At 61.4% G+C, this 24106-nt stretch carries 15 protein-coding genes and 1 riboswitch; of the genes, 5 read left to right on the plus strand and 10 right to left on the minus strand.

The genetic code is table 11. From position 1 onward, the window contains the following. Positions 1-47 precede the first annotated feature (47 nt). The 5 genes from CHB87_RS04620 to CHB87_RS04640 all read right to left on the minus strand — a co-directional run bounded on the left by CHB87_RS04620 (position 48) and on the right by CHB87_RS04640 (position 8031). Positions 48-1028, minus strand: a complete 981-nt coding sequence (locus CHB87_RS04620) for a serine/threonine protein kinase (RefSeq protein WP_089407187.1) — start codon at positions 1026-1028, stop codon at positions 48-50. 5 nt (positions 1029-1033) lie between these two features. Beyond that, positions 1034-1828 carry a PP2C family protein-serine/threonine phosphatase gene (locus CHB87_RS04625; protein WP_089407188.1) on the minus strand — a complete coding sequence of 265 codons (795 nt, stop codon included), beginning with the start codon at positions 1826-1828 and terminating at the stop codon, positions 1034-1036. Positions 1829-1978: 150 nt separating this feature from the next. Then, positions 1979-3748: an APC family permease gene (locus CHB87_RS04630; protein ID WP_176441592.1), complete on the minus strand. Its 1770-nt coding sequence runs from the start codon at positions 3746-3748 to the stop codon at positions 1979-1981. A 172-nt stretch (positions 3749-3920) separates the two neighbouring features. Further along, positions 3921-5696, minus strand: a complete 1776-nt coding sequence (locus CHB87_RS04635; RefSeq protein ID WP_089407190.1) for a TonB-dependent receptor — start codon at positions 5694-5696, stop codon at positions 3921-3923. 406 nt (positions 5697-6102) lie between these two features. Continuing rightward, the gene (locus CHB87_RS04640; protein WP_245817804.1) at positions 6103-8031 is read right to left on the minus strand and encodes an outer membrane beta-barrel protein; all 1929 of its coding nucleotides are present in this window, start codon (positions 8029-8031) and stop codon (positions 6103-6105) included. 515 nt (positions 8032-8546) lie between these two features. Between CHB87_RS04640 and CHB87_RS04645 the strand changes: the two genes are divergently transcribed. From CHB87_RS04645 to CHB87_RS04660, 4 genes are all read left to right on the plus strand, one after another. Then, entirely contained in the window at positions 8547-10037 is a 1491-nt protein-coding gene (locus CHB87_RS04645; RefSeq protein WP_176441593.1) for a sensor histidine kinase, read from the plus strand. Continuing rightward, on the plus strand, positions 10009-10716 hold the full coding sequence (locus tag CHB87_RS04650) for a response regulator transcription factor (RefSeq protein WP_245817805.1): 708 nt from the start codon (positions 10009-10011) through the stop codon (positions 10714-10716). The genes CHB87_RS04645 and CHB87_RS04650 overlap by 29 nt, the downstream gene beginning before the upstream one ends. A gap of 186 nt (positions 10717-10902) precedes the next feature. After that, positions 10903-12171 (plus strand): GDSL-type esterase/lipase family protein, encoded by a 1269-nt coding sequence (locus CHB87_RS04655; protein WP_089407192.1) that lies wholly within the window; start codon positions 10903-10905, stop codon positions 12169-12171. A 204-nt stretch (positions 12172-12375) separates the two neighbouring features. Then, positions 12376-12846, plus strand: coding sequence for a GAF domain-containing protein (locus CHB87_RS04660; protein WP_089407510.1), 471 nt, complete (start codon positions 12376-12378; stop codon positions 12844-12846). On the opposite strand, the gene CHB87_RS04665 is transcribed toward CHB87_RS04660, so the two are convergent. Then, a complete protein-coding gene (locus tag CHB87_RS04665) occupies positions 12843-13175 on the minus strand; it encodes a CHY zinc finger protein (RefSeq protein ID WP_089407193.1) in 333 nt (110 codons plus the stop codon). The genes CHB87_RS04660 and CHB87_RS04665 overlap by 4 nt on opposite strands. A gap of 41 nt (positions 13176-13216) precedes the next feature. Between CHB87_RS04665 and CHB87_RS04670 the strand changes: the two genes are divergently transcribed. Further along, positions 13217-13906, plus strand: coding sequence for a M24 family metallopeptidase (locus tag CHB87_RS04670; RefSeq protein ID WP_089407194.1), 690 nt, complete (start codon positions 13217-13219; stop codon positions 13904-13906). A 36-nt stretch (positions 13907-13942) separates the two neighbouring features. Here the strand turns inward: CHB87_RS04670 and CHB87_RS04675 are convergent, their stop codons facing one another. From CHB87_RS04675 to CHB87_RS04690, 4 genes are all read right to left on the minus strand, one after another. Beyond that, positions 13943-15079, minus strand: coding sequence for a ribonucleotide-diphosphate reductase subunit beta (locus CHB87_RS04675; RefSeq protein ID WP_245817806.1), 1137 nt, complete (start codon positions 15077-15079; stop codon positions 13943-13945). 27 nt (positions 15080-15106) lie between these two features. Next, positions 15107-17956, minus strand: coding sequence for a ribonucleoside-diphosphate reductase subunit alpha (locus tag CHB87_RS04680; RefSeq protein ID WP_089407195.1), 2850 nt, complete (start codon positions 17954-17956; stop codon positions 15107-15109). Positions 17957-18057: 101 nt separating this feature from the next. Further along, positions 18058-18245: riboswitch (cobalamin riboswitch) on the minus strand. A 68-nt stretch (positions 18246-18313) separates the two neighbouring features. Next, positions 18314-20590: a beta-glucosidase BglX gene (gene bglX, locus CHB87_RS04685; RefSeq protein ID WP_089407196.1), complete on the minus strand. Its 2277-nt coding sequence runs from the start codon at positions 20588-20590 to the stop codon at positions 18314-18316. A gap of 91 nt (positions 20591-20681) precedes the next feature. Further along, complete coding sequence (locus CHB87_RS04690) at positions 20682-24083, minus strand: TonB-dependent receptor (protein WP_089407197.1); 3402 nt, start codon at positions 24081-24083, stop codon at positions 20682-20684. Positions 24084-24106 lie beyond the last annotated feature (23 nt).

A 24106-nucleotide genomic window follows, 5' to 3' on the forward strand; every position in this document is an offset into this window, starting at 1 on the left:
AGAGCAGGTCCTTCGCTTCGCTCAGGATGACATGCCTGGTGGGTGGGTTAGTGCTGATGGGCTACGAGTAGCAGCAGGCAGAAGATGGTAATCGGGATGAGCACAATTCCGACGTAGAGCAGGATACGGCGCAGTGCGGGGGACTGGCGTTTGTCCCACTGGGCCTCTTCCACGCGCTCGGCTACGCCAACCTCTTCCTGGTGTTCGAGGTCGTGGGCCATCTCGCGTGCGCTGGGGTAGCGGTTCTTCGGCTCGCGTTCGATGGCTCGGTAGACGATCTCCTGCAGTTGCGGGGTGATGCTGGGTTCGATGGTGCGCGGTGGCTTCGGCTGATTGAGCAGTCGATCGTTCATGACCGCGAATGGGTTCGGGCCGGTGAAGGGCACAGCGCCGGTGAGCATCTCGTAGAGCATGATGCCAAGCGAGTAGACATCGCTGCGTGCGTCGCCGCGCTTGCCCTTGACCTGCTCGGGCGAGATGTAGTCGGGCGTGCCCATGCTCTGCGAGAAGTGCGCGAAAGTGAGACGGCGCGAGCCGGCAGCGCCGGCGATGCCGAAGTCGATGAGGTGGATGTCGTCCTGGGCGCCGACCATGATGTTCTCGGGCTTCAGATCGCGATGGACGACGCCCTGTTTGTGTATGTGCTCGAGTGCGTTACAAATGCCGATGCAGAGCGAGGTCGCGCGCTCTGGGGTGAGCTTGCCGGTTTCGTTGATGATCTGGCGCAACAGGCGTCCTTCGACCCACTCCATGACCATGTAGACCTGGCTGCGGTTGGGGTTGGGGAAGACCTTCATGACGCCGGGATGATCGATGCGTGTGCCGATCTCTTCCTCGCGTTTGAACCGCTCCCAGAGTGTCGGATCGCCTTCGACCTCGGGGTGAGGGATCTTGATGGCGACTTGCTTGCCTGTGTCGAGGTCGTGCGCGCGGAAGACCGTAGCCATGCCGCTGGTGGCGACGATGTTGTCGAGGCGGAAGTGGTCGAGCGTGTCGCCGGGATGATGGTCGAGGTTAGGCGCGAACATAGGTCTTAGAGGAGCCGGTAGGGGCGGCCGCGGTAGAGGCCCATGCGTTCGACCGAGCGGACGCGGATGAGCTGGACGCTGACGTTGTCGTATCCGCCGGCCTTGTTGGCTGCGGCGATGAGCGATGTGGCGATCTCTTCGAGCGGCTTGCGGGTGTCGAGCAGGAAGCGGATCTCCTGCTCTTCGACATAGCCGTGCAGGCCGTCGGAGCAGAGGAAGAGCAGGTCGCCGGGGATGATGTTGACGGTGATGGTGTCGGCCGCGACGAAGAGCTCCTGGCCGATGGAGCGGGTGAGCAGGTGGCGGCCTTCGCCCGAGCCTGCGTCGGCCGCGGAGAGGATGCCGAGGCGTACCTGTTCGTTAGCCATGGTGTGGTCGTGGGTGAGCTGGGTGAGGATGCCGTTGCGCAACAGGTAGCAGCGTGAGTCGCCCACGTGCGCGACGACGGCGGAGTCGAAGCGGAGCGCGCAACCGACGAAGGTGCAGCCCATGCCTCCGCCGCCCTGGGCGTGGCCTGCGTCGTATACGGCGGCGTTGGCCTCCTGCACGAGGCGTGGCAGGAGCGAGACGTGCATGACGCCTTTGGGGATCTTGCGGAAACCGTCGAGGGCGGTATCGATGGCGAGGCGCGAGGCGACTTCGCCTTTGGCGTGGGCGCCCATGCCGTCGGCCAGGCAAAAAAACCAACCCTGCGACTGCACCATCGCGGGTGTGGCCGGCAGCACGTGGCCTACGGCGTCTTCGTTGTTCTCGCGAACGCGGCCAGGATCGGTCAGTTCGGCAAATTCGAGGTCAAGCATAGTGGGTCGCTCGGTGAAGCGGACTCATTCCACGCGATCGGTTGCGTGGAATGAGTCCAGTCTACGCCTGGGGTGTGCTGTCAGTACAAAGCAAGAACAGACAACGGCGCAAGCAGGTTCTTCGCTGCGCTCAGGATGACAAGCCTTTTGCTAGGTGCGGGAGGTGAGCAGCACGCTCTTTCCTGCCTTCTTGCCTACGACATAGAAGTGGTAAGCGCCATAGGCTCCCCAGATCGCGGCGATGCCGAGGGCGAGGAGCGGCTCCATCTTGGTGCCGTAGCCTCCCCAGGGTCCGATGACATAGAAGGCCATGCAGGCGAGGTTGGCGAGCAGGCCGAAGGCGGGGATGATGGTGTGGCGAATGGCGCTGTGGTTGGGGTGCTTGTGATAAGCCACGATGCAGAGCAGGCAGCTAAGCGCATAGAGGACGAAGGTCCCGAAGTTCGAGGCGAGGGTGACCATGAGCAGCGTATTGGGCAGCGCGGCCATCTTGTCGTGGGTGGTGTAACCGAAGGAGGACCAGAAGCCGTGGGGCAGGGCTGCGATGGCGGCGTCGGTGGGCGCGCCGGCGTCGCCGAAGAGCACCGCGACCGCGATGCAGCCGATGACGGCGGAGATGGCGGCGAGGGTCCAGATGGCGCGGTGCGGGGTGAGGTTGCGCTGGTGCAGCTTGCCGAACTCGCCGCCGAGCTCTTCGTCCTTGCCCATGGCGTAGGTGACGCGCGCGCCGGTATTCATGCAGGAGAGCGTGGTGCCGATGAGGGCGAGGATGACGGTGGCGGCCTCGGCCAGCATGAAGATGCGTCCGTGGCCGGCGCCGAAGAGGGCGTCGCCGACGATGACCATCATGTCGCCGATGGGAGCGGCGGAGCCGGTGGCGCTCTGCATGCTGTAACCGCTGTTGAGGAAGTAGTTCGCCGCGAAGTACTCGAAGAAGTAGAAGAGTACGCCCTGAACGAGCAGTGAGGTCAGTACGGCGATGGGTACGTCGCGCTTGGCGTTCTTGGCCTCGCCGGACATGGTGGTGACGGACTCGAAGCCTACGAGGATGAGGATGGCGATGGTGGCCTGGACGAAGACCCACGACCAGTGATGCGGGCTGACGACGGAGATGGCGCTGGTGTGGGCGAGGAAGTTGCCGGAGGCGTCGTACTCCTGGTAGGCGATGTGGAAGGGAACCGGCTTGCCGGCGGCGTCGAGCTTGGGCAGAGGCACGCCGGTGGGGTCGCGCTGGATGACGTCCGCGGATACGCCCGCGGTGACGACAGGCAGCGTCTTGAACTCGTAGGTGTAGGCCTCGCCGGAGGTGGAGTCGAACTGCCATGCCTCGGAGCCGGGCTTGTGGTGTGTGCGGTATTGGATGGCGAAGAAGGCGAAGATGAGCAGCGCGGTGATCTGGATGATGTTGATGACCATGTTGATGGCCGTGGAGCTGCTGACGCCGCGGTGCGCGATGTAGGCGATGGCGAAGGAGAAGATCACGGCGACGACCATCATGAAGATCATGCCGGGGTTCGATGCGGACATGAAGTTCGGCCAGATGGTGCCAGCGACGTAGCCGCAGACGATGCCCATGGTGCCGACCATGACGCCGGGGTAGATCCAGTAGTAGAGGTGCGAGGCCCAGCCTACGATGAACTTCGAGATGCGGGCGTACTTCCAGGCCTTATCGCGATTGAGGAAGGCCTGTTCGGCGAAGAAGTAAGAGCTGCCGGTGCCGGGGTAGAGCTTCGCCATCTCGGCGTAACAGACGGCGGTGGAAAGACAGAGCAGGAGCGCGCCGACGATGCCCATCCACATGGCGGGGCCAGTGTTCTTGGTCGTCGACTGCAGGTAGAAGGTCAACCACAGAAAGGCCCCGGGCGCGATGAGCGCCATGGCATTGCTGGTAAGACCGGTAAGCCCAAGGGTGGGTTTCATTTCGCCTGAAGTCGGTTCAGTCATATTGGCTCCAATAGATGAGATGGGTCTTGCGGTACAAAGATCGACGGAAGAACCCAGGGCAGACGCCCTGTTCCCTTGCGTGGGCCGATTCATGGAGTGAAGGCCCATGCATCGACCCAGAGACTTTCAGCAACTGCTTTATCCCGGATTAGAAGTGCCAGATCAGGTCGGCCGAGATTGTCAACGCCTGATTCTTGCCAAGGCCGAGTGGATTGGGCGCCGCACCCTGCGATACGCCTTCCAGGTTGGAGATGGACGCGCCTGGAGAGATGTTGAGCCCCGACACTCCATAGCGCGTGAATGCGTGTGTGTAACTCACCTCGGGGCGAAAGGTGATCGTCGTTCCTGCCCAGAAATCGAAGCCGACCATGTGTTCTTCGTAGATGGCCGGTGTGCCGGTTCGCTGACCCTTGATGTCGTTGACAAACTCATTACGGATGTTCAACGACGCCGTGTTGTTCCAGAAGTTATGTTCGATGTAATTGGTGAAGGCGTACTCAGGAGCATAGCATCGCGAGGGCTGACTGCCCACGGATTTTCTTGGGTCGGTGCAGACCGCGCCGAAGTTGAGGTTGACGGGCAGCGCGGCGTTGGGATGCGCGGCAAGATCGGGCAGGTACCGGTAGGTAGTCTCGGGCCAGGGCGTCGCCGCGGTCGGCAGATACTGGCCGGTCGAGGTGTTTTGATTGACCGCGTTGAACCAGTACATGTTCGGCACCTCGCGCTCGTACTGGTACCAGACCTCGGAGTCGGTGTGCCAGTTGGCGTTGATGCGGTGGTAGTAGGTCATGTAATAGGCGGCGAGGTTGTTATAGGCGTACTTGGAGTCGTTGAGGCTGTTGGCGCAGGTGTTCAGCGCATTGCCGCCATGACTCCATGTGTAAGTCACGCAAAGGTTTCCAGTGACCTTGGCGTCTGTCGTCCAGGGCATGGCGTCGCAGCCGGCGGAGACGCCGCCCTGAATCGTCCAGTGGTCGTTGGCCTTCAGCGTGGCGTTGACGCCGGTCTGCGTATAGCAGTCGTAGGTGTAGAGGATGGAGTGGGAGTAGCTGTAGTTGTTGGGCGCAAGCTGCGCTTCGATATCGGGCAGAGAGACATAGCGGCCGACGCGGATATTCAGCCCATGCCCCACATGCGGGATGTAGAAGTCCAGATACATCATGACGGGATCGAAGCCGTACTGGTTGTTCTTGAGCAGTAACTGCTGGCTGAGCAGACCCTTCGCGGTCGTGAAGCGGTAGTCGGTTCCGTAGAGCAGCGTGGCTCGGTAGCCCCACTCGAAGTGCTCGGTCTGGGCGGTGTTGGGATATTTTTCAAGGTAGAGAGCGGCCTGATCGAGCTGCACGGTATTGGCGTAGACATCGTAGGCCGAGGGGGCGTTCGACCCGATGCCCTTGGAAGCATTGGTCTTATTGTTGGTCGAGCCGTTGGCTCCGACCTCCAGCCAACCATACATCTTGAACTGGGAGTGGTTCTGGTTGATGGCCTGCATCAGGGGGTAAGTCTGACCATCCGGAACCTCGATGGTGGGGGTTCCGCCGATGGGCCAGTCGGACGCCGGGTAGGGTGGCGAGAACAGGGGCGCGGGATAGTCGCGGCGAGGCTCCCTGGTGAGCGCGACCGGCGGATTGCCTGCCCAGTCCGCCGCATAGGCGCGGCCGAGGCGGTGCATGAAGCTGTTGTCCAGCGCGGGCGCAGCGGCTGGCGCCGCGGAGGTCGAGGCCTGGGGGAGAAAGTCGTTCTTGAGCGCGAGGCCGGCCGAATGAACAGGCTCAGCCTGCAGGGCAAGCTCGACGGTCGTCGCTTGACCCGGCGCGACCTGGATGCTTCGGGCGACGCCTTGATCGCGTCCATTTCTAACGACCTGAATAAGATACGTGCCAGGCGTAAGGGCCGTGTCATTGAAGAGGCCGGCGTCGTTCATGGGAAGAAGCGCAACCCTATCGCCCCGCAAGGTTCGGAGCGCGATCTGCGTGGCGAAGTGCGGACAGAGTGTGCCGCCGCAGACGACTCTTCCTTGCAGGCTTCCCGAATCGGACACGGCGGGTGGGGGCGCTGCGGAAAGAGGAGGACACAGCGCCGCGGCAGAGAGAAGGATCGCCGAACAGCGCGCAAGGAAGTGGCCGGAAATCGATTTCAACAAGTATGCTCTTTCTCCTCCAGGAACATCGGAGCTATGGCGGAAGGGAGCCCGAGGTTGGAGGTGCTGGGTGAGCGCGGTTGGACTACAGCTCAGGAGGATGGATTGGATCGTGTATGCGACGAGAAGTTTTGGCCTCCCCCGGCGCCGCAGTCGGACTGACTGCGGCGCTGGGAGAGGCCGGTTTGGTTTAGAACTTCACCATCAGAGCGAAGGTGAGCTTCTGTTCGTCCTTGCGAAGGTCAGGCTGCCAGAGCGTGAAGCCGGAGGAGCCGGTGGTGCTGACCGCCAGGGTGGAGGAGGGGATGTTGATGGGATTGGCGCAGTAGCTCTTCATGTAGTTCTGGTCGAGCGACGTATTGCTGGCGCCGGTCGTGCCGTTGACGCCGAGGCCGTATCCCGAGTCGAAGGAGGTCTGGCCGTTGGAGCAGATGTAGTCCGCGGCCGAGCCGACCGAGGAGCCCTGCGAGCCTCCCGGAGGCGTCATGCCCTTGCGTCCGGTCCAGTAGGGCTGATCGGCGTGACGATAGCCGTACTCGACGCGATAGGTGAGGTACTGCCGGGGCATGTAGTCGTAGGTGACGGTGAAGTCCGCCGCACGGAACTTGTCGCCGGGGGTCTGCGGGAAGTACGGCGCCTCGGTGAGCGCCGTTGCGCCGTTGATGACCGGCGTCAGCACAAGGTAACGGCCGGGGTTGTTGATCATGCCGCCGCCGATGGTGAGGCCCTGGCGATCGTGATCGAACCACATGCGGGTGTAGGACATGAAGCCGATGAAGCTCTGCTTCACGTTCGTGGTCTTGACACCGTTGATGACCTGGGTCTTGTTGCCGTGGCAGGAGACGCCGGTCTGGCTGAGCTGCTGGACATAGCCGGTGCCGGGGTTGACAACCTGCGGATAGCCCGCGCCGAACTCGCAGCCCGCATCGCCCGTGAGCGACGTGGCTACGCGATTGATGAAATTGTGCGGATGCTCGAAGTACTTGTACTCGAAGCTGTTATCGGTGTGGATGCGAGCGCGGTTGGCGACGCCGAGATCGTCCTCGCCATACCCATAGTTGTTCGAGATGATGTTGATCTTCGGCGTGGGATTGTATTTGATCTGGCCGCCGAGGCCGGGCTTGCTGTTGAAGCGGCCATACGCCTGCCAGCCGTTGGTGAACCAGGGCTCGATCTTCAGGTGCGGCGTGGGGAAGAACTGGAAGCGGACGCCGTTGAAGAACCAGGGCGTGTTCGACGAGACGAAGGAGGGCTGATAGGCCCAGTTGTCGAAGTTGTAGTAGCCGAAGAGGCCGACGTAGGACATGAAGATGCCGGCGTCGACGTTGACTCCGTGCAGGTGGTTGATGTGGTAGCCGCCGTAGGCCTCGGAGAGGTAGCGGTAGGCGTTGGCAAGGTTCCACTGTCCACGGCCCTGGCTGCCGTCGTTGCGCGGTGTGGTGACGGAGTATTCGCCGAACTGCGTCATGAAGCGGGCGTGTACGTTCGACAGATAGAAGTCGCCGCCGATGCCGAGTTGCTCGATCTGGACCTCCTGTGCGCGGAAGATCTCGCTGGAGCCGCTGATAGTGTCGTCGACGGGATGGTTGAAGTCGAGGTTGTAGTTGATGTCGGCGCGGATCTCGGGGACGAAGTGCTTGGTGGAGAGTGGCTCGTCGTGGTTGCGCGATACGCCCATCAGCCAGGTCCAATCCACGTCCGAGAAGGGAGCGATGGGTTCCTTGTACTTGTTGGGATCCTCATCGCCGGGGGCGACTACCGAACGTGTCTTCAGATCGGCCTCGAGCACCTCGATGCGCTTTTTGAGCGCGGCCAGATCGTCGGCCTGCGGGTCGGCGGAGGCGGGCTTGGCGGCATCGGTCTGTGCCTGATCTGTGACGAGAGCGTCCTCGGGAGCGACGGAGCTGCTGACGGGGTTGGTCGTATCCACGTTTAGATTCAATGCCGGCACGACACGCGCCGGCGGATCGGTCTTGGCGACGACGAGGGGAGAGGCATTCGAGGTTGCGGCGCCGGCTGCCGCCTGGGCGAGTACCGGGCGCGTACAGAACAGAGCTGCTCCTGCGAGAAAAAACGGCGCATAGCGGACGGGGCTGTGATTGCGTCGAGCTTGGGTCATGGACTCTCTTTCAGCCGCGATCGGAGGTGAACCGATCGGCGGTAAATGGTGTTGTTTGGGGCGAACGTTCTGAAGCCTGATTTCCCTTCAGGGTTAGCCGGTGATGAGCATATGCAGGTCTGAATCTGCCTATGCTCGGCGTCGAGCGGCGGGGGCCTTATCTTCTGGTCGCGATAGGTACAGTTCAATCGACGGCGCATAAAAAACGCATATAAGCGCCTAAAAAATATCCGCCAATCCCTAAACAGCACAGATCTTGAAAAAAAGCGGCATCATCCTGCGTCTTTCTTGCTCGGCTGCGTTATTATTGTTTTCATCAATCTCACTGCGGACAAAAACCATCCTGACGGCTTCCGCCTATGAACGGCGGGCAGTTCTTGAAAGGAATGCAAGCCTGCATGACAAACTTCGAGGTTGCCGATTCGGCCGCCGACGATGGCTCCGTCCACGGTCTCTTATGGCCACGACCCGGCTTTCTCCGTAAGCTGTTCCGCCGTGCAGACCCCATACGATGGTTGAGATCTTCCGCCCAATGCGCCGTGGGCATCGGCCTGTGTTGTGTGTTCGCCATCGTGGGAGCCGCGTCGAACTTCGACCTGTCGACGGCCAGCCTGGTCTATCTGCTTGTCGTCGTCGTCTTCGCCCTGTATTGCGGATTCTGGCAGGCGTCCGTCGTCTCCATGGTTGCAATCCTCTGTGAGATCTACTTTTTCGCGCCCCCGACCTATAGCTTTCGCATCGCTGAGGGGCGCCATGTCTTCGCGATCCTTGCCTTCGAGACGATCGCGCTTGCCGTCAGCCGCCTCTCGGCAAGCGAGCGGGAGTCGGCTCGCGCCAGCCAGCAGATGCGGGTGAAGATTCAGCGGCTCTATGCGGTCAGCCGCGGCGCCTTGCTGCTGTGTATGTCGGAATCGGTCGAGCGGCAGTTGGCTGAGTTGATCTTGAAAGAGTTTCAGCTTGAAGGCGTCGCCATCTTCAACGGTCTAAACGGCGCAATGGAGACCGCCGGTGAGTGGGCGCGGGCGCACGAGGCGCTCCGCTCCGCGCTGAGGCTCAGGAGTTGCCAGCCGCTACAGGCTTCGCCCGGAACGCTCCATGCCGAGCTGCGGAGCAAGGATGGGTATGCCGGCGTGGTGGTGGTCATCGGCGATGTGCAACAACTTGCGCTCGACTCGCTTGCCTCGCTTCTGGCGCTCACGTTGGAGAGGCACCGCGCCTTCGTCAAGGAAGGAGAATCGGAGGCCGCGAGGCGTACGGAGGAGCTGCGCAGCACGGTGCTCGACGGGTTGGCGCATGCCTTCAAGACTCCGCTGACGATTATCCGCGCGGCCAGCTCCGGGCTGCTGGAGGCAGGGCATCTGGACAGCGTCCAAACCGAGTTGACGAGCATGATCGATGAGCAGTCCGAGCGGCTGAACGAGCTGGCGACGCGCCTGCTGCAGACGGCGCGGATGGAAAGCGCACATCTAAGTCTGCATCGCGAGACGCTGGACGCCGGCGCGCTGTTGCACGAGGTCGTCGATCGCTTCCGCGCGCGGGGCGCCGAAAGCGTGGACGATGCGCCGTTCCTGTCGCCTATCTCGATCAAGGTCTCCGAGCCGATGCTGGCGCTGTCCGCCGACCACGAGATGCTTCGCTCAACGCTAGGCGAGTTGCTGGACAACGCGGCAAAGTACTCAAGCGCGGGCACGCGGATCACACTTGCCGCGACGCGGCGCAACCATGAGTTGCTGTTCTCGATCCACAACTGGGGCAAGGTGATTCTGCCGGCGGATCGCAGACGCATCTTCGAACGTTTCTACCGCAGCCCGGAGCAACGACATCATGCTCCGGGCACGGGCATCGGCCTTTCTGTCGCGCATCGCGCGGCGGCGGCGCATCAAGGTCATATCTGGGTGACCAGTAGTGAGCAGGAAGGCACAACCTTCCACCTCTCGCTGCCTATGACACCTCTTCACCAACAGGCTGGAGGCATGCTTGAAGACAAAGCTCTTAGTAATCGATGACGAAGGCGCGGTCCGGAGAGTCATCGGCGTCACGATGCGGGCGGTAGGCTTTGAGGTCGTGGAGTCGGCGCGTGGCGAGGAGGCCATCTCGCTGCTTAACATCTCGCCCTGCGACGTCGTGCTGCTGGATATCAATATGCCGGGCATCGGTGGAATTGCCGCTTGTCGAGCCATACGCCGGGCCTTCCCGGAGATACCCATCCTGATGCTGACCGTGCGCGATGGGGAAGACGACAAGGTCGAGGCGCTCGAAGCCGGCGCCGACGACTTCGTCACCAAGCCTTTCGCCGTGCGTGAGTTGACCGCACGCATCAACGCCGTGCTGCGCAGGTCGCGGAAGCCCGGCGCAATCGACAATCGCATCGTCATCAACGACGTGGCGCTATGTACGGAGCATCGCGCCTTCTTCAAGCGCGAGCAGCCGGTACACCTGACGCGCACGCAGTTCGATATCGTCGAACTGCTGATGCGCGCGCAGGGACGCACGGTGCCGCATCGCAAGATTCTGACCTCCGTGTGGGGCGCGGAGTATCGCGATCATGTCGAGTATCTGCGCACCTACATGCGGCAGTTGCGAAAGCTGATCGAGGACGACCCGGCCAATCCGCAGTATCTGTTGACGGTGCCCTACCTTGGCTATAAGTTCTGTAAGTCGGGTGGCGCGGCGCTGGAAAATTGAGACAGCGCCAGTGCTTCAAAACGACGAGACGACCGGCTCGGCTATAGATTGACTGAACTTATGACCGAGATTGAATCAACGCATTGGACGCTCTGCTTGCTTCCGGGCTACTGTTCTCGCGGCTAAGAATCACCACATTCTGGTGTCGCCAAAGTAGCCCACCCAAGGTAAGAAAGCAGGTTTCACTTGAAGCAGTTTGTCCTGGCGGCGTTTTCTCTTTCTCTTTTTGTCTTCGCGAATGGATGTGGTGGAGGATCTTCCGCTGCTGGCTCCGTTCCGACATCCGGGCAGATCTGGGTTGCATCCTGGGCGGATGCGCCAAGCTCGCTTACAGGCGGAGCAAGTTCGGAGCAGACGTTTCGAGAGATCGTAAAACCCAGCGTGGGCAGCCGAGGAACGGTTCGACTGCACTTCTCGAACTACTTTGGAACAGCCGCGGTTCAACTGGGTAGCGTGCACATCGGTAAGCAGACCGCGACGGCTGGCGTCAGTGGCGATACGGCCGTGACCTTTGGCGGTCTTGGAGCGGTGTCGATTCCAGCCGGCAGCACCGTCGTATCGGACAATGTAACGCTGAACTTTTCCTATGGCGATGTGTTGAGCGTCACGGAGTATGTCAGCGGATCATGGACTAACCTGACCGCGCATGCGCAGGGAACCAATATCGTCACGAGTTATGCAACGGCCAAAAATGCCGGAGACAAAACATCCGACACGTTAGGCGCGGCATTTACTCAAACCACCTTCAATACCTATCTTCTGGATCGTATCGATGTCTATGGGGGATACAAGGAGACGATTGCGGCTTTTGGCAGCTCGACAACGGACGGTTATAACTCTGGTCTCGACCTGCATATGACCTATCCCGAGCAACTCGCCGCGGCTCTTCATGCTGCCGGCCACGATGACATCGCGGTGGCGAATGTCGGTATCGGTGGAACCACGGTGCTGGGTTCCACGCCGACCGCGGGCGTCAATCGATTTGTACGCGACGTAACAGCGCTGCCCGGCGTCACGTCGGTGATCGACTATCTCGGCGCCAATGATTTACGGGATAACTGCGTGGCGGCCGCTGCGGTGATCACAGGCAAGCAGAGCATCATTACGATGGCGCATGCAGCCGGTCTGAAGATCTATGAGGGAATTACAGCGCCATCGACATACTGTGGCGCCCAGAATCCCGGCGGGTTCGGAACACGATATGCGCAGGGATCTGGAGAAGAGGCGCAGCGCTTTCTGCTCAATACCTGGCAGATGTCTAGCGGGGCAAGTGTCGTGAATGGGGTTACCGTCCAGGCGCCAGCGTCGGATGGTACGATCGACTTCAACGCAGCGATCGTAGACCCCGCCAATCTAAGTTACATGCTCCCCGCGCTCGATTCGGGAGACGATATCCATCCCAATCCGACCGGTTACCTGGCGATGGTGAAGGCGATTCCTCTTACTCTTTTTTGAAGCTCGCGTACCTGCCGCATGGATGGTTGATTTACGACATTGGCGAGTTTGGCGGTCTGTTAGCCACGCCTGCCGATCCGCCGCCTGCGCAAGCCGTAAACCATGAAGCTGCAGGGTTCGGGATTGGGCTTGGCTCTTCAAGGGCTTGTATCGCCAACCCGATCCTGTTAGATACTAGGTAGCATGTCGCACACACACTTTTCCATGATTCGATCTTCGTTGCTGGAACGCTTCCGCGAACTTACGGCCTCCGCCGTCTCCTTCCAGGCCTTGCAGCAGAGTGTTGTCGAGGAGCTGTCGTCCAAGCTGCCACACTATAGCTGGACCGGTTTCTACATGCTCGATCCCAACGACTCCGGGACTCTTGTGCTAGGACCGTTCGTCGGCGATCCCACGCCGCATGTTCGCATCCCCGTGACGCAGGGCATCTGCGGAGCCGCCGTGGCGACGGGTGAAACAGTCATCGTCGATGATGTGAACGCCGATCCGCGTTATCTCTCTTGTTCCATCAAGACGAAGTCCGAGATCGTCGTCCCGATCCATGTCCACGGAAAAGTCATCGGCGAGATCGACATCGATAGCCATGATCCCGCCGCCTTCACAGGCGAAGACCAAGTCTTGCTTGAGGAGACGGCGCGTCTGCTGGGAGACTACCTGGAGCAACACTCCGACTAGATCGTCTCGAAGTAAAAATGATAGTGATGGCGGCAGCCTGGATTGAAGCGGGCTCCGCAGCCTGGGCATACATTGGAGCAGGCAAGATACTGTCTGACCGTCAGCTCCAATCCACATGCTCCGCACAAAACGGCTGGGGTGTCCCATTCGCGATGCGGCCAGACCTCGACTGCGTGGCCGGCCAAAGCATCGTGGCAATCCTTGCAGGCGTAGTAGCTGCCGCAGCACTTCATCTTGATGGCGATGATATCGATAGGAGAGTTGTAGTGCGCGCAGCGAGTCTGGGCGTCCAGCCCTACTCCACGTACCTGGGGACGAGGCTCTATCATGTCTATAGATTAGTGCAACAGATCTTCCTGGGGAGACGTGCATGACGATTACCGAAGAGCGACGCGCCGCCGAACTGCTCGACGCTCAGAAAAAGGCCGAAGCGTTGTTTCACGAGGTCGAAGCGCGCGGCCTGATTCGCCCAAACATCACAGAGACTACCCTGAACGCGGACATCTATGCGCTTGCCAAGGAGATGTATGGCATCAGCACATACTGGCACAAGCGCATTGTCCGGGCGGGGAGGAACACCCTGCTTCCATACGCCGACAACCCGCCCGATCTGACCATCGCAGAGGATGACATTCTCTTCCTCGACCTGGGGCCGGTTTTCGAGACATGGGAGGCGGACTTCGGCAGAACCTTTGTCATCGGTAACGATCCATTGAAACGCAAGATGCAGCAGGATATTGCCCAGGCCTTCGCCGAGGGCAAGCGTTACTTCCATGCAACGCCAGAGATCACGAGTAGCCAGCTCTTTCACTATGCCGTCTCGCTGGCGGAAAAGTTTGGCTGGGAGTTCGGCGGTCCCATCGCCGGCCATCTCATCGGTCAGTTTCCGCACGAAAGAATCCCCGATGACAAGGTGAGCCTGTATGTTCATCCGAAAAGCGACCTGCTCATGCGCTCGCTCGACGAGCATGGGCAAAGACGTCACTGGATTCTGGAGATTCACTTCATCGACCGAGAGCATGAGATCGGCGGATTCTACGAAGAGCTGCTTGCGGTGTAAGCCGGTTCGTTCGAATCGCGCCGATCGTTCGGCTCGTTAGTCCCAACCTAAAGAGCCGCCGTTCTGGTACTCGATGACGCGCGTCTCGAAGAAGTTTTTCTCCTTCTTCAGATCCATCGCCTCGGACATCCACGGGAAGGGGTTATCGGTGGTGGGGAAGACCTGCTCCAGACCGATCTGTCCGCAGCGGCGATTGGCGATGAAGTGCATGTACTGTTCGCACAGTGCTGCGCTCAGTCCAAGGAAGCCGTTGGGCATGGTGTCTCGTCCGTACGCAGCCTCCAACTCCGCGGCGGAACGGATCATGCCGCGCACCTCTTCCTGAAACGCCGCGGTCCAGAGGTGCGGGTTCTCGTGCTTGATCTGGTTGATGACGTCGATGCCGAAGTTCAGATGGATGGATTCATCGCGCAGGATGTACTGGTACTGCTCGGCGATGCCGATCATCTTGTTGCGCCGGCCGAGCGATAGAATCTGCGCGAAGCCCGTATAAAACCACATGCCTTCGAAGACGACATAGAAGGCGATGAGGTCGCGCAGGAAGGCCTGATCGTTGAGTGTCGTGCCGGTCTCGAACTGTGGGTTGCTCAGGTGCTCGGTGTACTGGATCGCCCATGCGGCCTTCTTCGTGATGGACGGCACCTCGCGGTACATGTTGAAGAGCTCGCCCTCGTCGAGGCCAAGGCTTTCGACGATGTACTGAAAGGTGTGCGTATGCACGGCCTCTTCAAACGCCTGCCGCAGCAGGTACTGGCGGCACTCCGGGTTGGTAAGGTGGCGATAGATCGCGAGCACGATGTTGTTCGCCACCAGCGACTCCGATGCGGCGAAGAAGCCGAGGTTGCGCTTGATCGCGCGACGCTCGTCAGGCGTCAGGCCGTTCGGACTCTTCCAGAGCGCGATGTCGGCCTGCATGGAGATCTCGGTCGGCATCCAGTGGTTGTTGCAACCGGAGAGATACTTTTCCCAAGCCCAGCGATACTTCAGCGGCAGCAGCTGATTCACATCGGCGCGGCAGTTGATCATCGCCTTGTCTTCCACGCTGACGCGGCCGTTGCGGGCCACGTCGTCGCTGAAGCCCTGGCTCTCTTTCGTGGCGGGTTCTGTAGCGGCCGGAGGCTCCATCACAGCCACCGGCGTCTCTTCGATCGTGTCGTTCCAATCAAGCATCATGTGTCCTTTCGTTCGCGCAGGCCGGATTTACTGGCATGCCTCGCAGGTGGGATCGTCGATCGCGCACATCTTCGGCGAGACAGCGACAGAGACCGCGTTGAGCTTGCCGTCGGTGCGCGTCATGGTCGACTTCTCGACGTGCGTCGCACTGCGCGAGCGCAGGTAATAGGTTGTCTTCAGCCCCGCATGCCACGCCTCGCGATAGAGCATGTCGAGCTTGCGCCCGCTTGCCTGCGCGATGTAAAGGTTCAAGGACTGCGCCTGATCGATCCACTTCTGCCGCTGCGCCGCCGCCTGGATCAGCCACGTCGGCTCGACCTCGAACGAGGTTGCGTAGAGCCGCTTCAACTCATCGGGTACGCGGTCGATGGGGCCGAGGCTTCCATCGAAGTACTTCAGGTCGCTGATCATCACCTCGTCCCAGATATCGAGCTTCTTCAGATCGCGCACGAGCGATGCATTGACGACCGTGAAGTCGCCGGACATGTTCGACTTCACGAAGAGGTTCTGATATGTCGGCTCGATAGACTGCGTGACGCCGCAGATATTCGAGATGGTCGCCGTCGGCGCGATCGCCAGCGTGTTCGAGTTGCGCATGCCGATGGTCTTTACGCGCTCGCGCAGTGCGCCCCAGTCGAGCGTCGACGTGCGGCTCACCTGCAGCTCGTGCTTGCGGTTCTTCTGCAGCAGTTCGATGGAGTCGAGCGGAAGGATGCCCTGGCTCCACAGCGAGCCTTCGAAGGTCGCATAGCGTCCGCGCTCCGCGGCGAGATCGACCGAGGCGGAGATGGCGTGGAAGCTGACGAGCTCCATGCTCTCATCGGCGAAACGCACAGCCTCGGGCGTTGAGAAGGGAATACGCAGCGCATAGAGCGCGTCCTGATATCCCATGACGCCGAGCCCGACAGGCCGATGGCGCAGGTTCGAGTAGCGCGCCTCCGGCACCGTGTAGAAGTTGATGTCGATGACGTTGTCGAGCATGCGCATCGCGGTGTGTACGGTCTTCTTCAACCGCGCCTGATCGATGCCCGCAGACGTTACATGGTTGGCGAGATTGACCGAGCCGAGGTTGCAGACCGCGATCTCTTTGTTGCTCGTGTTGAGCGTGATCTCGGTGCACAGGTTCGACGAATGCACGACGCCGGCGTGCTGTTGCGGCGAACGCAGGTTGCATGGATCCTTGAACGTAATCCAAGGATGACCGGTCTCGAAGATCATGGTCAGCATGCGGCGCCAGAGTTCGACGGCGCGCAGCGTCTTCGTCACGCGCATCTCGCCGCGTGCGGCCTTGGCTTCGTAATACGCATAGCGTTCGGCGAAGGCATTTCCGTAGAGATCATGCAGGTCCGGCGCCTCGTCGGGCGAGAAGAGCGTCCAGTGCGCATCGGCCTCCACGCGTTCGAGGAAGAGGTCGGGTACCCAGTTGGCGGTGTTCATGTCGTGCGTGCGACGGCGGTCGTCGCCGGTGTTCTTGCGCAGGTCGAGGAACTCCTCGATGTCGACGTGCCACGTTTCGAGGTAGCCGCAAACCGCGCCCTTGCGCTTGCCGCCCTGGTTCACCGCGATGGCCGTATCGTTCGCGACCTTGAGGAAGGGAACGAGCCCCTGGGACTCGCCGTTGGTGCCGCGAATGTGCGCGCCGAGACCGCGCACGCCGCTCCAGTCGTTGCCCAGACCGCCCGCATACTTCGAGAGCAGGGCGTTGTCCTTAATCGCTTTGAAGATGCCGTCGAGGTCATCTGCAATCGTGGTAAGGAAGCATGAGGAGAGCTGTGGACGCAGCGTGCCCGCGTTGAAGAGGGTCGGCGTCGAGCACATGAAGTCGAACGAAGAGAGCAGCTCGTAAAACTCGATGGCGCGCGCCTCGCGGTCGATCTCTCGCGCGGCCAGACCCATCGACACGCGCATGAAGAAGGCCTGCGGCAGCTCGTAGCGAACGCCGTTCGTATGCAGGAAGTAGCGGTCGTAGAGCGTCTGCAGACCGAGGAACTGGAAGTTGCGATCGCGCTCCGGCTTCAGCGCCGCAGCCAGTCTCGTCAGGTCGTAGCTGCCCAGCTCCTTGTCCAGCATCTCAAGCTCGATGCCGCGACGGACGAACTCTGGAAAGTATTCCGCATACTTCATGTCGCTGTGCTTCTGCGAGAGATGCAGCGCGCCGGGCAGCACATAAGCCAACGCCTCGTCGCGCAGATTGTTCAGCAGCAGGCGCGCGCTCACATACGCATAGTTCGGTTCCTGCTCGACGAGCGCACGCGCCGCCATGGTCTGCGCGAGTCCAAGCTCCTTCAACAGAATGCCGTCGTAAAGATTGCGGCGAACTTCATTCATGACGGCATCGACCGAGACGCCATCGAGACCTTCGCAGGCAAGTGCGATCACCTGTTCGAGCGCCGCCTCATCCAGCGGCTCCAGGCGGTCGTCCTGCATCCGCACCTTCAGGCTGGACTGCGCGACAGGGTGTGCGTTCAGCTCGACCTTGCGGCGTTCCTGCGCGCGCTCTTCGCGATAGAGCACATAGGCGCGCGCGATCTTATGATCGCCGCTGCGCATCAGCGCGAGCTCCACCTGGTCCTGAATATCTTCGATATGGATGGCGCGTGCCGGGTCGGCGCGACGGCTGAGCGTCTCGACGATCTGCTGGGTCAGCGTGTCGACCGCCTCGTGAATGCGCCGCGAGGCCGTGGCGCCCGAGCCTTCCACCGCGACGAAGGCCTTCGTGATCGCAACCGAGATCTTGCTGGGGTCGAATGCGGAGAAGGAGCCATTGCGGCGAATGACCTGAAAGGCCGCCGGTGCGTTGTGAATGGAGCCGTAGCCAGGCGTGGAGTCGGCTGCCGTTGGGGAGGTGGGTGCGAAGTCGATAGCGGATGCGGCCATGGCTGAATCTCCTTGGCCCCAGAGGCTTGCGAAGAGACAACGGACGGAGCCACGCCGAGCGGCGCAGAGGTGCGTTGCCACTTCGCCTCCCCTCGGAGGCGCGAGCGAATGTCTCCATGGCAGGTCTTCGGACTCTGCAGGTTCAACCCTACTTGCCGGACTTCCCGGAGCATGTGCCCCAGTGTCATCCCGGCGTTCGTACCTGCTTACCGCTGCGGGGCAGCTCCGGATTTTCGCCGGATTCCCTTTTCATTCTCCTCGCGGAGAAACCCTGGAGTTACTACCATATCTTGCGCCGCATTGTGCTGCAAGCCTACTGCTTGTGGATATGTGGCCTCCGACCCATCGCAGCACGGCTTACGGAGCGACGGCGAAGTCCTTGTGCAGGGAGGCCGTCGAGCTATCGCCGACCCATAGATCGAACGCACCCGGTTCGAGCGTGAAGGTCTTCGTGGCGGAGCTCCAGTAGGTCAGCGCGGAGGCCGGCAGCATCAGATCCACGGAGCGTGTCTCGCCCGCTGCGAGATGAATCTTGGCGAAGGCCTTCAGTTCACGCACGGGGCGGGAGTTGCTGCCTGCGCGCTGATGCGTGTAGAGCTGCACGACCTCGTCGCCCGCAACCGCGCCCTGATTCTTCACCGTCACCCGCGCCTTCAGCGCTTCACCAGGATGAAGCGTGCTCTTATCGATCTGCAGGTTGTCGAGTGTGAAGCGCGTATAGCTCAGGCCAAAGCCGAAGGGGTAAAGCGGCGCCGAAGACTCATCCCAGTAGCGCGTGTCCGGCGACTCCGGAATCTGCGTCAGGTTGGCGCTGTAAAAGAGAGGAAGCTGTCCGACGGAGCGCGGCCAGCTCACGGTCAGCTTGCCGGATGGAGCGGCGTCGCCGAAGAGAAGATTCGCCGCCGCGTTGCCGCCCTCCGTGCCGGGATACCAGAGGTTCAGGATGGCGGGCACATGCTCCGAGGCCCACGTGATGTCCAGCGGACGGCCCGTCATCAGCACCAGCACGATAGGTTTGCCGGTGGCGACGGCTGCCTCCAACAACTGCTGTTGCTTGCCGGGAAGCGTGAGGTTGGCACGACTGGCGCGTTCGCCATTCATGTTCTGCGCCTCGCCCAGTACGAGGATGGCGACGTCGGCCTGCTTCACCAGATCGATGGCATGCGCGAACTCGGCGTTGCGTGCATCGTCGGTCAGCAACGTGGGCTTCGGCTCGGGCGCCTGTTCGTCGAAGATGGACGCGTTGCCGCGCTGTATCTCGACGCCTTTGGTGGTGAGGATCGTGGTATTGGGCAGCTTGGCCTTCAGGCCTTCGGCAAGAGTGACCGTGTCCGCGGGAGTCGCGTGCAGGCTCCAGGAACCAAGCGTGTCCACCTTGGAATCCGCAAGCGGCCCGATGAGCGCGATGGTTTTCGTGGACTTGCTGAGCGGCAGGATGCCACCCTCGTTGCGCAGCAGAATCGCGCTCTGTTCGGCGGCGTGTCGCGCGCCTTCGCGCTGGGCGATCGAAAGCGTCTCCGTCTTGTAGCGATCGAGCGAGACATAAGGATCGGTGAAGAGGCCAAGCCGATACTTCATCTCGAGGATCGGGCGCACGGCTTCATCCAGCTTCGTCCTGTCGATTCTTCCGGCACTCAGCAAGGCGGGCAGTTGCGCACGATAGAGCGCGCTGGTCATCTCCATGTTCACGCCGGCATCGAATGCGCGAAGAGCGGCATCCGATGCGTTGGCGGTATAGCCATGAACGGTCAGGCTCTTGACCGCATCCCAGTCGCTGACGACGAAGCCCTTGAAGCCCCACTCGTCGCGCAACAGGTCATGCAACAGCCAGCGGTTGCCCGAGGCCGGTACGCCGTTCAGATCCATGTAAGCCGACATCACCGTCGCGGCGCCGGCGTCGATGGCGGCTCGATACGGTCGCAGATAGACGTTGTGCAACAGCTCGTCTGAAAGGTCGACGGACTCATAGTCGCGTCCGCCGGGCGCGGCGCCGTAGCCGCCCAGATGTTTCACCGAAGCGAGCACGTGGTGCGGCGCGCCGACGTATGCGCCCTGGAAGCCGCGAACCTGCGCAGCGGCCATCTGTTCGCCGAGGTAAGGATCTTCGCCCGCGCTCTCCATGATGCGTCCCCAGCGTGGGTCGCGTGCGATGTCGACCATGGGCGAGAAGGCCCAGTTGACGCCCGCCGCGCTGGCCTCGCGTGCGGCCATGGCCTGCACGCTCTCGACCAGCGCCGGATCCCACGAAGACGCGAGCGCCAGCGGAATCGGGTTGATGGTGCGGAAGCCGTGAATGACGTCGTAGCCGAAGAGCAGCGGAATGTGATGCGGCGACTGCGTGACCGCGATGCGCTGCAGCTCGTTGATGCGCTCCGGATCGGTGAGGAAGAGAAACGATCCGATCTGCCCTTTGCGTGTAAGTTCATCGGCCTGGGCCTTTGAGGTATATTGGCCCGCGGCCTGCTCGAGCTGGCCGATCTTCTCCTCGGACGACATCTCCGACAGCAGCTTCGCGACGAAGCGCTGAACCTCTGCGTCCTTCGGCTTTACCTGTCCCTCTGCTTGCGTACCGCAGGACAGCGCGACAGCCGCAACGATTGCGGCCATAGTCGGAGAGGAGATCTTTCGCTTCATTGAATCGGCATCCTTCTGGGTCTGTGGCTTATGACGATGGCCCGGGATAGATACCCCGGGCCTGGTAAGTCTATCCTGCGTGAAAGAGAAGTTAGAAGAGCAGTTTGAGTGCGAACTGAATCTGCCTTGGGTTGCTGCCAAGGCGAGTTGAGGTGATGGTGCCGAAGGCGCCGTCGCCGACCGATGCGTCGGGCTGCGCGAAGTTCGGCGTGTTGCTCACATTGAAGAGCTCGGCGCGAAACTGCAGCTTGTACCGATCGCGCAGAGGAAAGGTTTTGAACGTCGAGTAATTGAAGACCCGGTTGGCCGGACCGTAGATTGAGTTGCGGCGGCTCGGCACATAGGTGCCGAAGACCTGGTGTGTGAAGGCCGCATACTGGCAGTTCGCCGGTTGTGTCGCAGTGGCAGGGACGGGGCAGGGCGCGATGTTATTGAACCAGTGGTTGATGTTCTTGAAGGGAACCACTCGCTGATCTTCCGGATTGCCGATCTGCAGCGCGCGCTCGGCGCCGCCCTGTACGCCGGTGTTGGAGTAGGCCGAGTTGTCCGTGACACTGAACGGCTGCCCACCCGAAAGCGTAAGCGTGGCGTTCGACTGCCAGCCCTTGATGAGCGTCGCCTTCAACCCGTGCGCGGATGCGCCGAAGGGGAAGCTGTAGTTCAGCAGCATGGCGAAGCGGTTGCGGATGTTGAGATCGGAGTCGCCGTAATCCTGCGTGGAGATAAGGCGCGGTATGACGCCGTTCGAAGCCGAACCCAGCGCATAGTTGGCGGTGTCGTTCAGACCGTGCGCCCAGGTGTAGTTGGCGTTCAGGCCGAGGCTCCTGGTGAAGCGGTGCGACAGCGTGGCCTGCAACGCGTTGTAGCTGGAGTAGCCCTCGCTGACCATCTCGTTGACCGTTGTCAGCGTTGGGTATTCGTTGTAGAACGGCAGCGAGGAGATGTAGCAGGTGGACGATGGCGACGTCGTGCCAACAGGGCAGGAGTTCAGCCCAGGAGGCGCGAGGTTGATGTTCGGGTTCAGACGAAGGTGCTTGCCGATCTCGCCGACCCACGAGAGAGTCAGCGTGCTGTTGTGCAGATCCTGCTGCAGCGTGAGATTGAACTGCTCGATGTAGGACGAGCGGTAGTTCCGGTCGATGCCCGAGAGCGTGAAGCCCGCGACGGCCGTGGCGTTCAGATTGTTCGGCGCCTGCACGGTCGGAACCGGAAGACCCATCGCAAGCGTTGTGCTGTTGTACTGCGAGCGATAGTTGTAGACATAAGGCGCATTGCCGAGCGAGGTCTTCGCGCCGGAGCTGACGGGGATGAAGGTCATGCCGAAGCCGCCGCGCAGAACGGTCGTCGGACGCAGAGCGCTGGCGAAGCCGATGCGTGGCGATACGTTGCTGTAGTCGGTCTTGACGCCGGCCGATGCGGAGACTCCGTTGACGCCGGCGACCAGAAGCTGTCCGCTGGCGGGATCGAAGTTCGAAAGACGATTGTGCGCCTCCGTGAGCGGGGTGAAGACGTCGTAGCGGAGGCCTAGGTTCAGCGTCAGCTTCGGCAGAATGCGCCAGTCGTCCTGGATGTAGCCGCTCGGTTCCCACGTGCGAAAGCCAGGTGCGATCAGTTGGTTCGAGCGTTGTGCGAGATACACCAGACCCCGCAGCAGGCAACCCAGCGGAGCGCACGAAACTCCGGCAAAGGCAGGCGTCGAGCTGCCCCCGGTATACGTGTTGAACTGCAGATAACCCGCGGGATAAGAGCTCTGCGCGCTGAGCGCCTGTCGCCGCACCAGCGCGCCGCCTGCCTTGATACTCTGGCGCCCGTGATTCCAGGTCAGTTGCGCGACCTCCTGAAAGGTGTTGTCGATATTCTTGATGGGCACAAAGATGCCGTCGCCAACGGACGAGTATCCGGCTGGCGACATGGTCGTCAGCGCCGAGGTGTCCGCCGTGCCGATGTTCGCACCCGAAAGTCCAAACTGCGTGGAAAGGTTCTTGCCATAGTTCAGCGGGAAAGATGAGTTGTTGATGCGCGTGTAGCCCGCCTTCAACTCCAGCAGCAGGTTGGCTGTGAAGAGGTGCAGGTAGTTGCCCTGCAGGTTCTCCGCAAACTGCGCGGACGTGCCCGCATAGGCGAAGGGATTGCCGCCGGGTGCGATGCCATTGACGATAGGCAATGTGCCGGGCGAGCTCGTATCGGCCGTGTTCGCCGTGTAGCGCACGAAGATTCGATCGCCCTTGGGCAGAGCGTAGTCCAGGCGTGCATCGCCGGTCTGCGTGATCTGCACGACATTTGGGCTGTAGGTGAAGTTCGCGCCGTTGGCGGTGGCGGGAACGCGATTGGGCGCGGGGTACAGTTTGAAGTAAGCAAGCCCGATCGGATCGATGTTCGCCGCCGGCACACTGGTATGGCCGATGTCCGAGAAGTTGCCGGGGTTCTGCTCTTCGAAGAGCGTGGGTACGGTGGAGGTGTTGGTGCGGCCGTAGACCTTGCGAAAGCCCTCGTAGTCGGCGAAGAAGAACACCTTGTCGCGCAGCACGGGGCCGCCGATCGACGCGCCGTACTGGTTCTGGCGCAGCTCCGTATGGGTCAAAGCGAAGTAGTCGGTGGCGTCGAAGATGTCGTTGCGGAAGAACTCATACACGGAGCCATGCACGCTGTTCGTGCCAGCCTTGGTGATGATGTTAATCACCGCGCCCGCCGTGCGGCCCACCTCGGCCGTGTAGAGATTGGTCTGCAGGCGGAACTCCGCGATCGCATCGACGGAGGGCCGCACGCCGATGGTGCCGATGATGCGCTCGTTGTTGTCCAGCCCGTCGATCAACTGGTTGTTTACATTCTCGTCCTGTCCATTGACCGAGACCGACGAAGTCAGGCGGCGGTCGTCGGGACGGTTGCCGCTGCTCAGCGCGTTCGGCGGCCCTTCGTTGGCGCCGGCCACCTGCTGCGCAAGCTCCATGAAGTTGCGCCCGTTCAACGGCAGATCTTCCACCTGCCGGTCGGTGATGGTTGTGCCGACAACGGAGCTGTCGGTCTGCATGTCCGGCGCAACCGCGCCCACGTCGACGATCTCCGCGGCGCCGATGGTCATGGTCGCATCGACGCGTGTGCGGTCGCCCTGCGAGAGTGCTATCTCGGGCACCGAATACGTCTCGAAGCCGGTACTCACGATCGTGACGGAGTAGCGTCCGATGGGCAGCGCGTTGAAGGTGAACTCACCCGCCGGGTTCGTCTTCGCCGTGCGCGAGACGCCTGTGTCGATGTTGGTAGCCGTGACCGCCGCGCCCTGGATCACCGCCTTCGTGCTGTCGGCGACCTTGCCGAGGATATCCGCCGACTCTACCTGAGCGAACGCGCGCGCGGCAAACGAGACCGCAAGGGCGACCAGGAGCAGAAGCCTGGTGGCGCGGCTGATGAAGCTGGAACGCTTGGCCTGGGATTTCGCCTGGGGCTTCGTCTGGAATAGGGAACTGCCGTCTTTGATCGCTTGCAGAAAAAGGTCCATCAAGATCTCCGGGCGGGACTCGG

It is taken from the genome of Granulicella rosea (genome assembly GCF_900188085.1).
In the GTDB taxonomy this organism is placed as follows: Bacteria; Acidobacteriota; Terriglobia; order Terriglobales; family Acidobacteriaceae; genus Edaphobacter; species Edaphobacter rosea.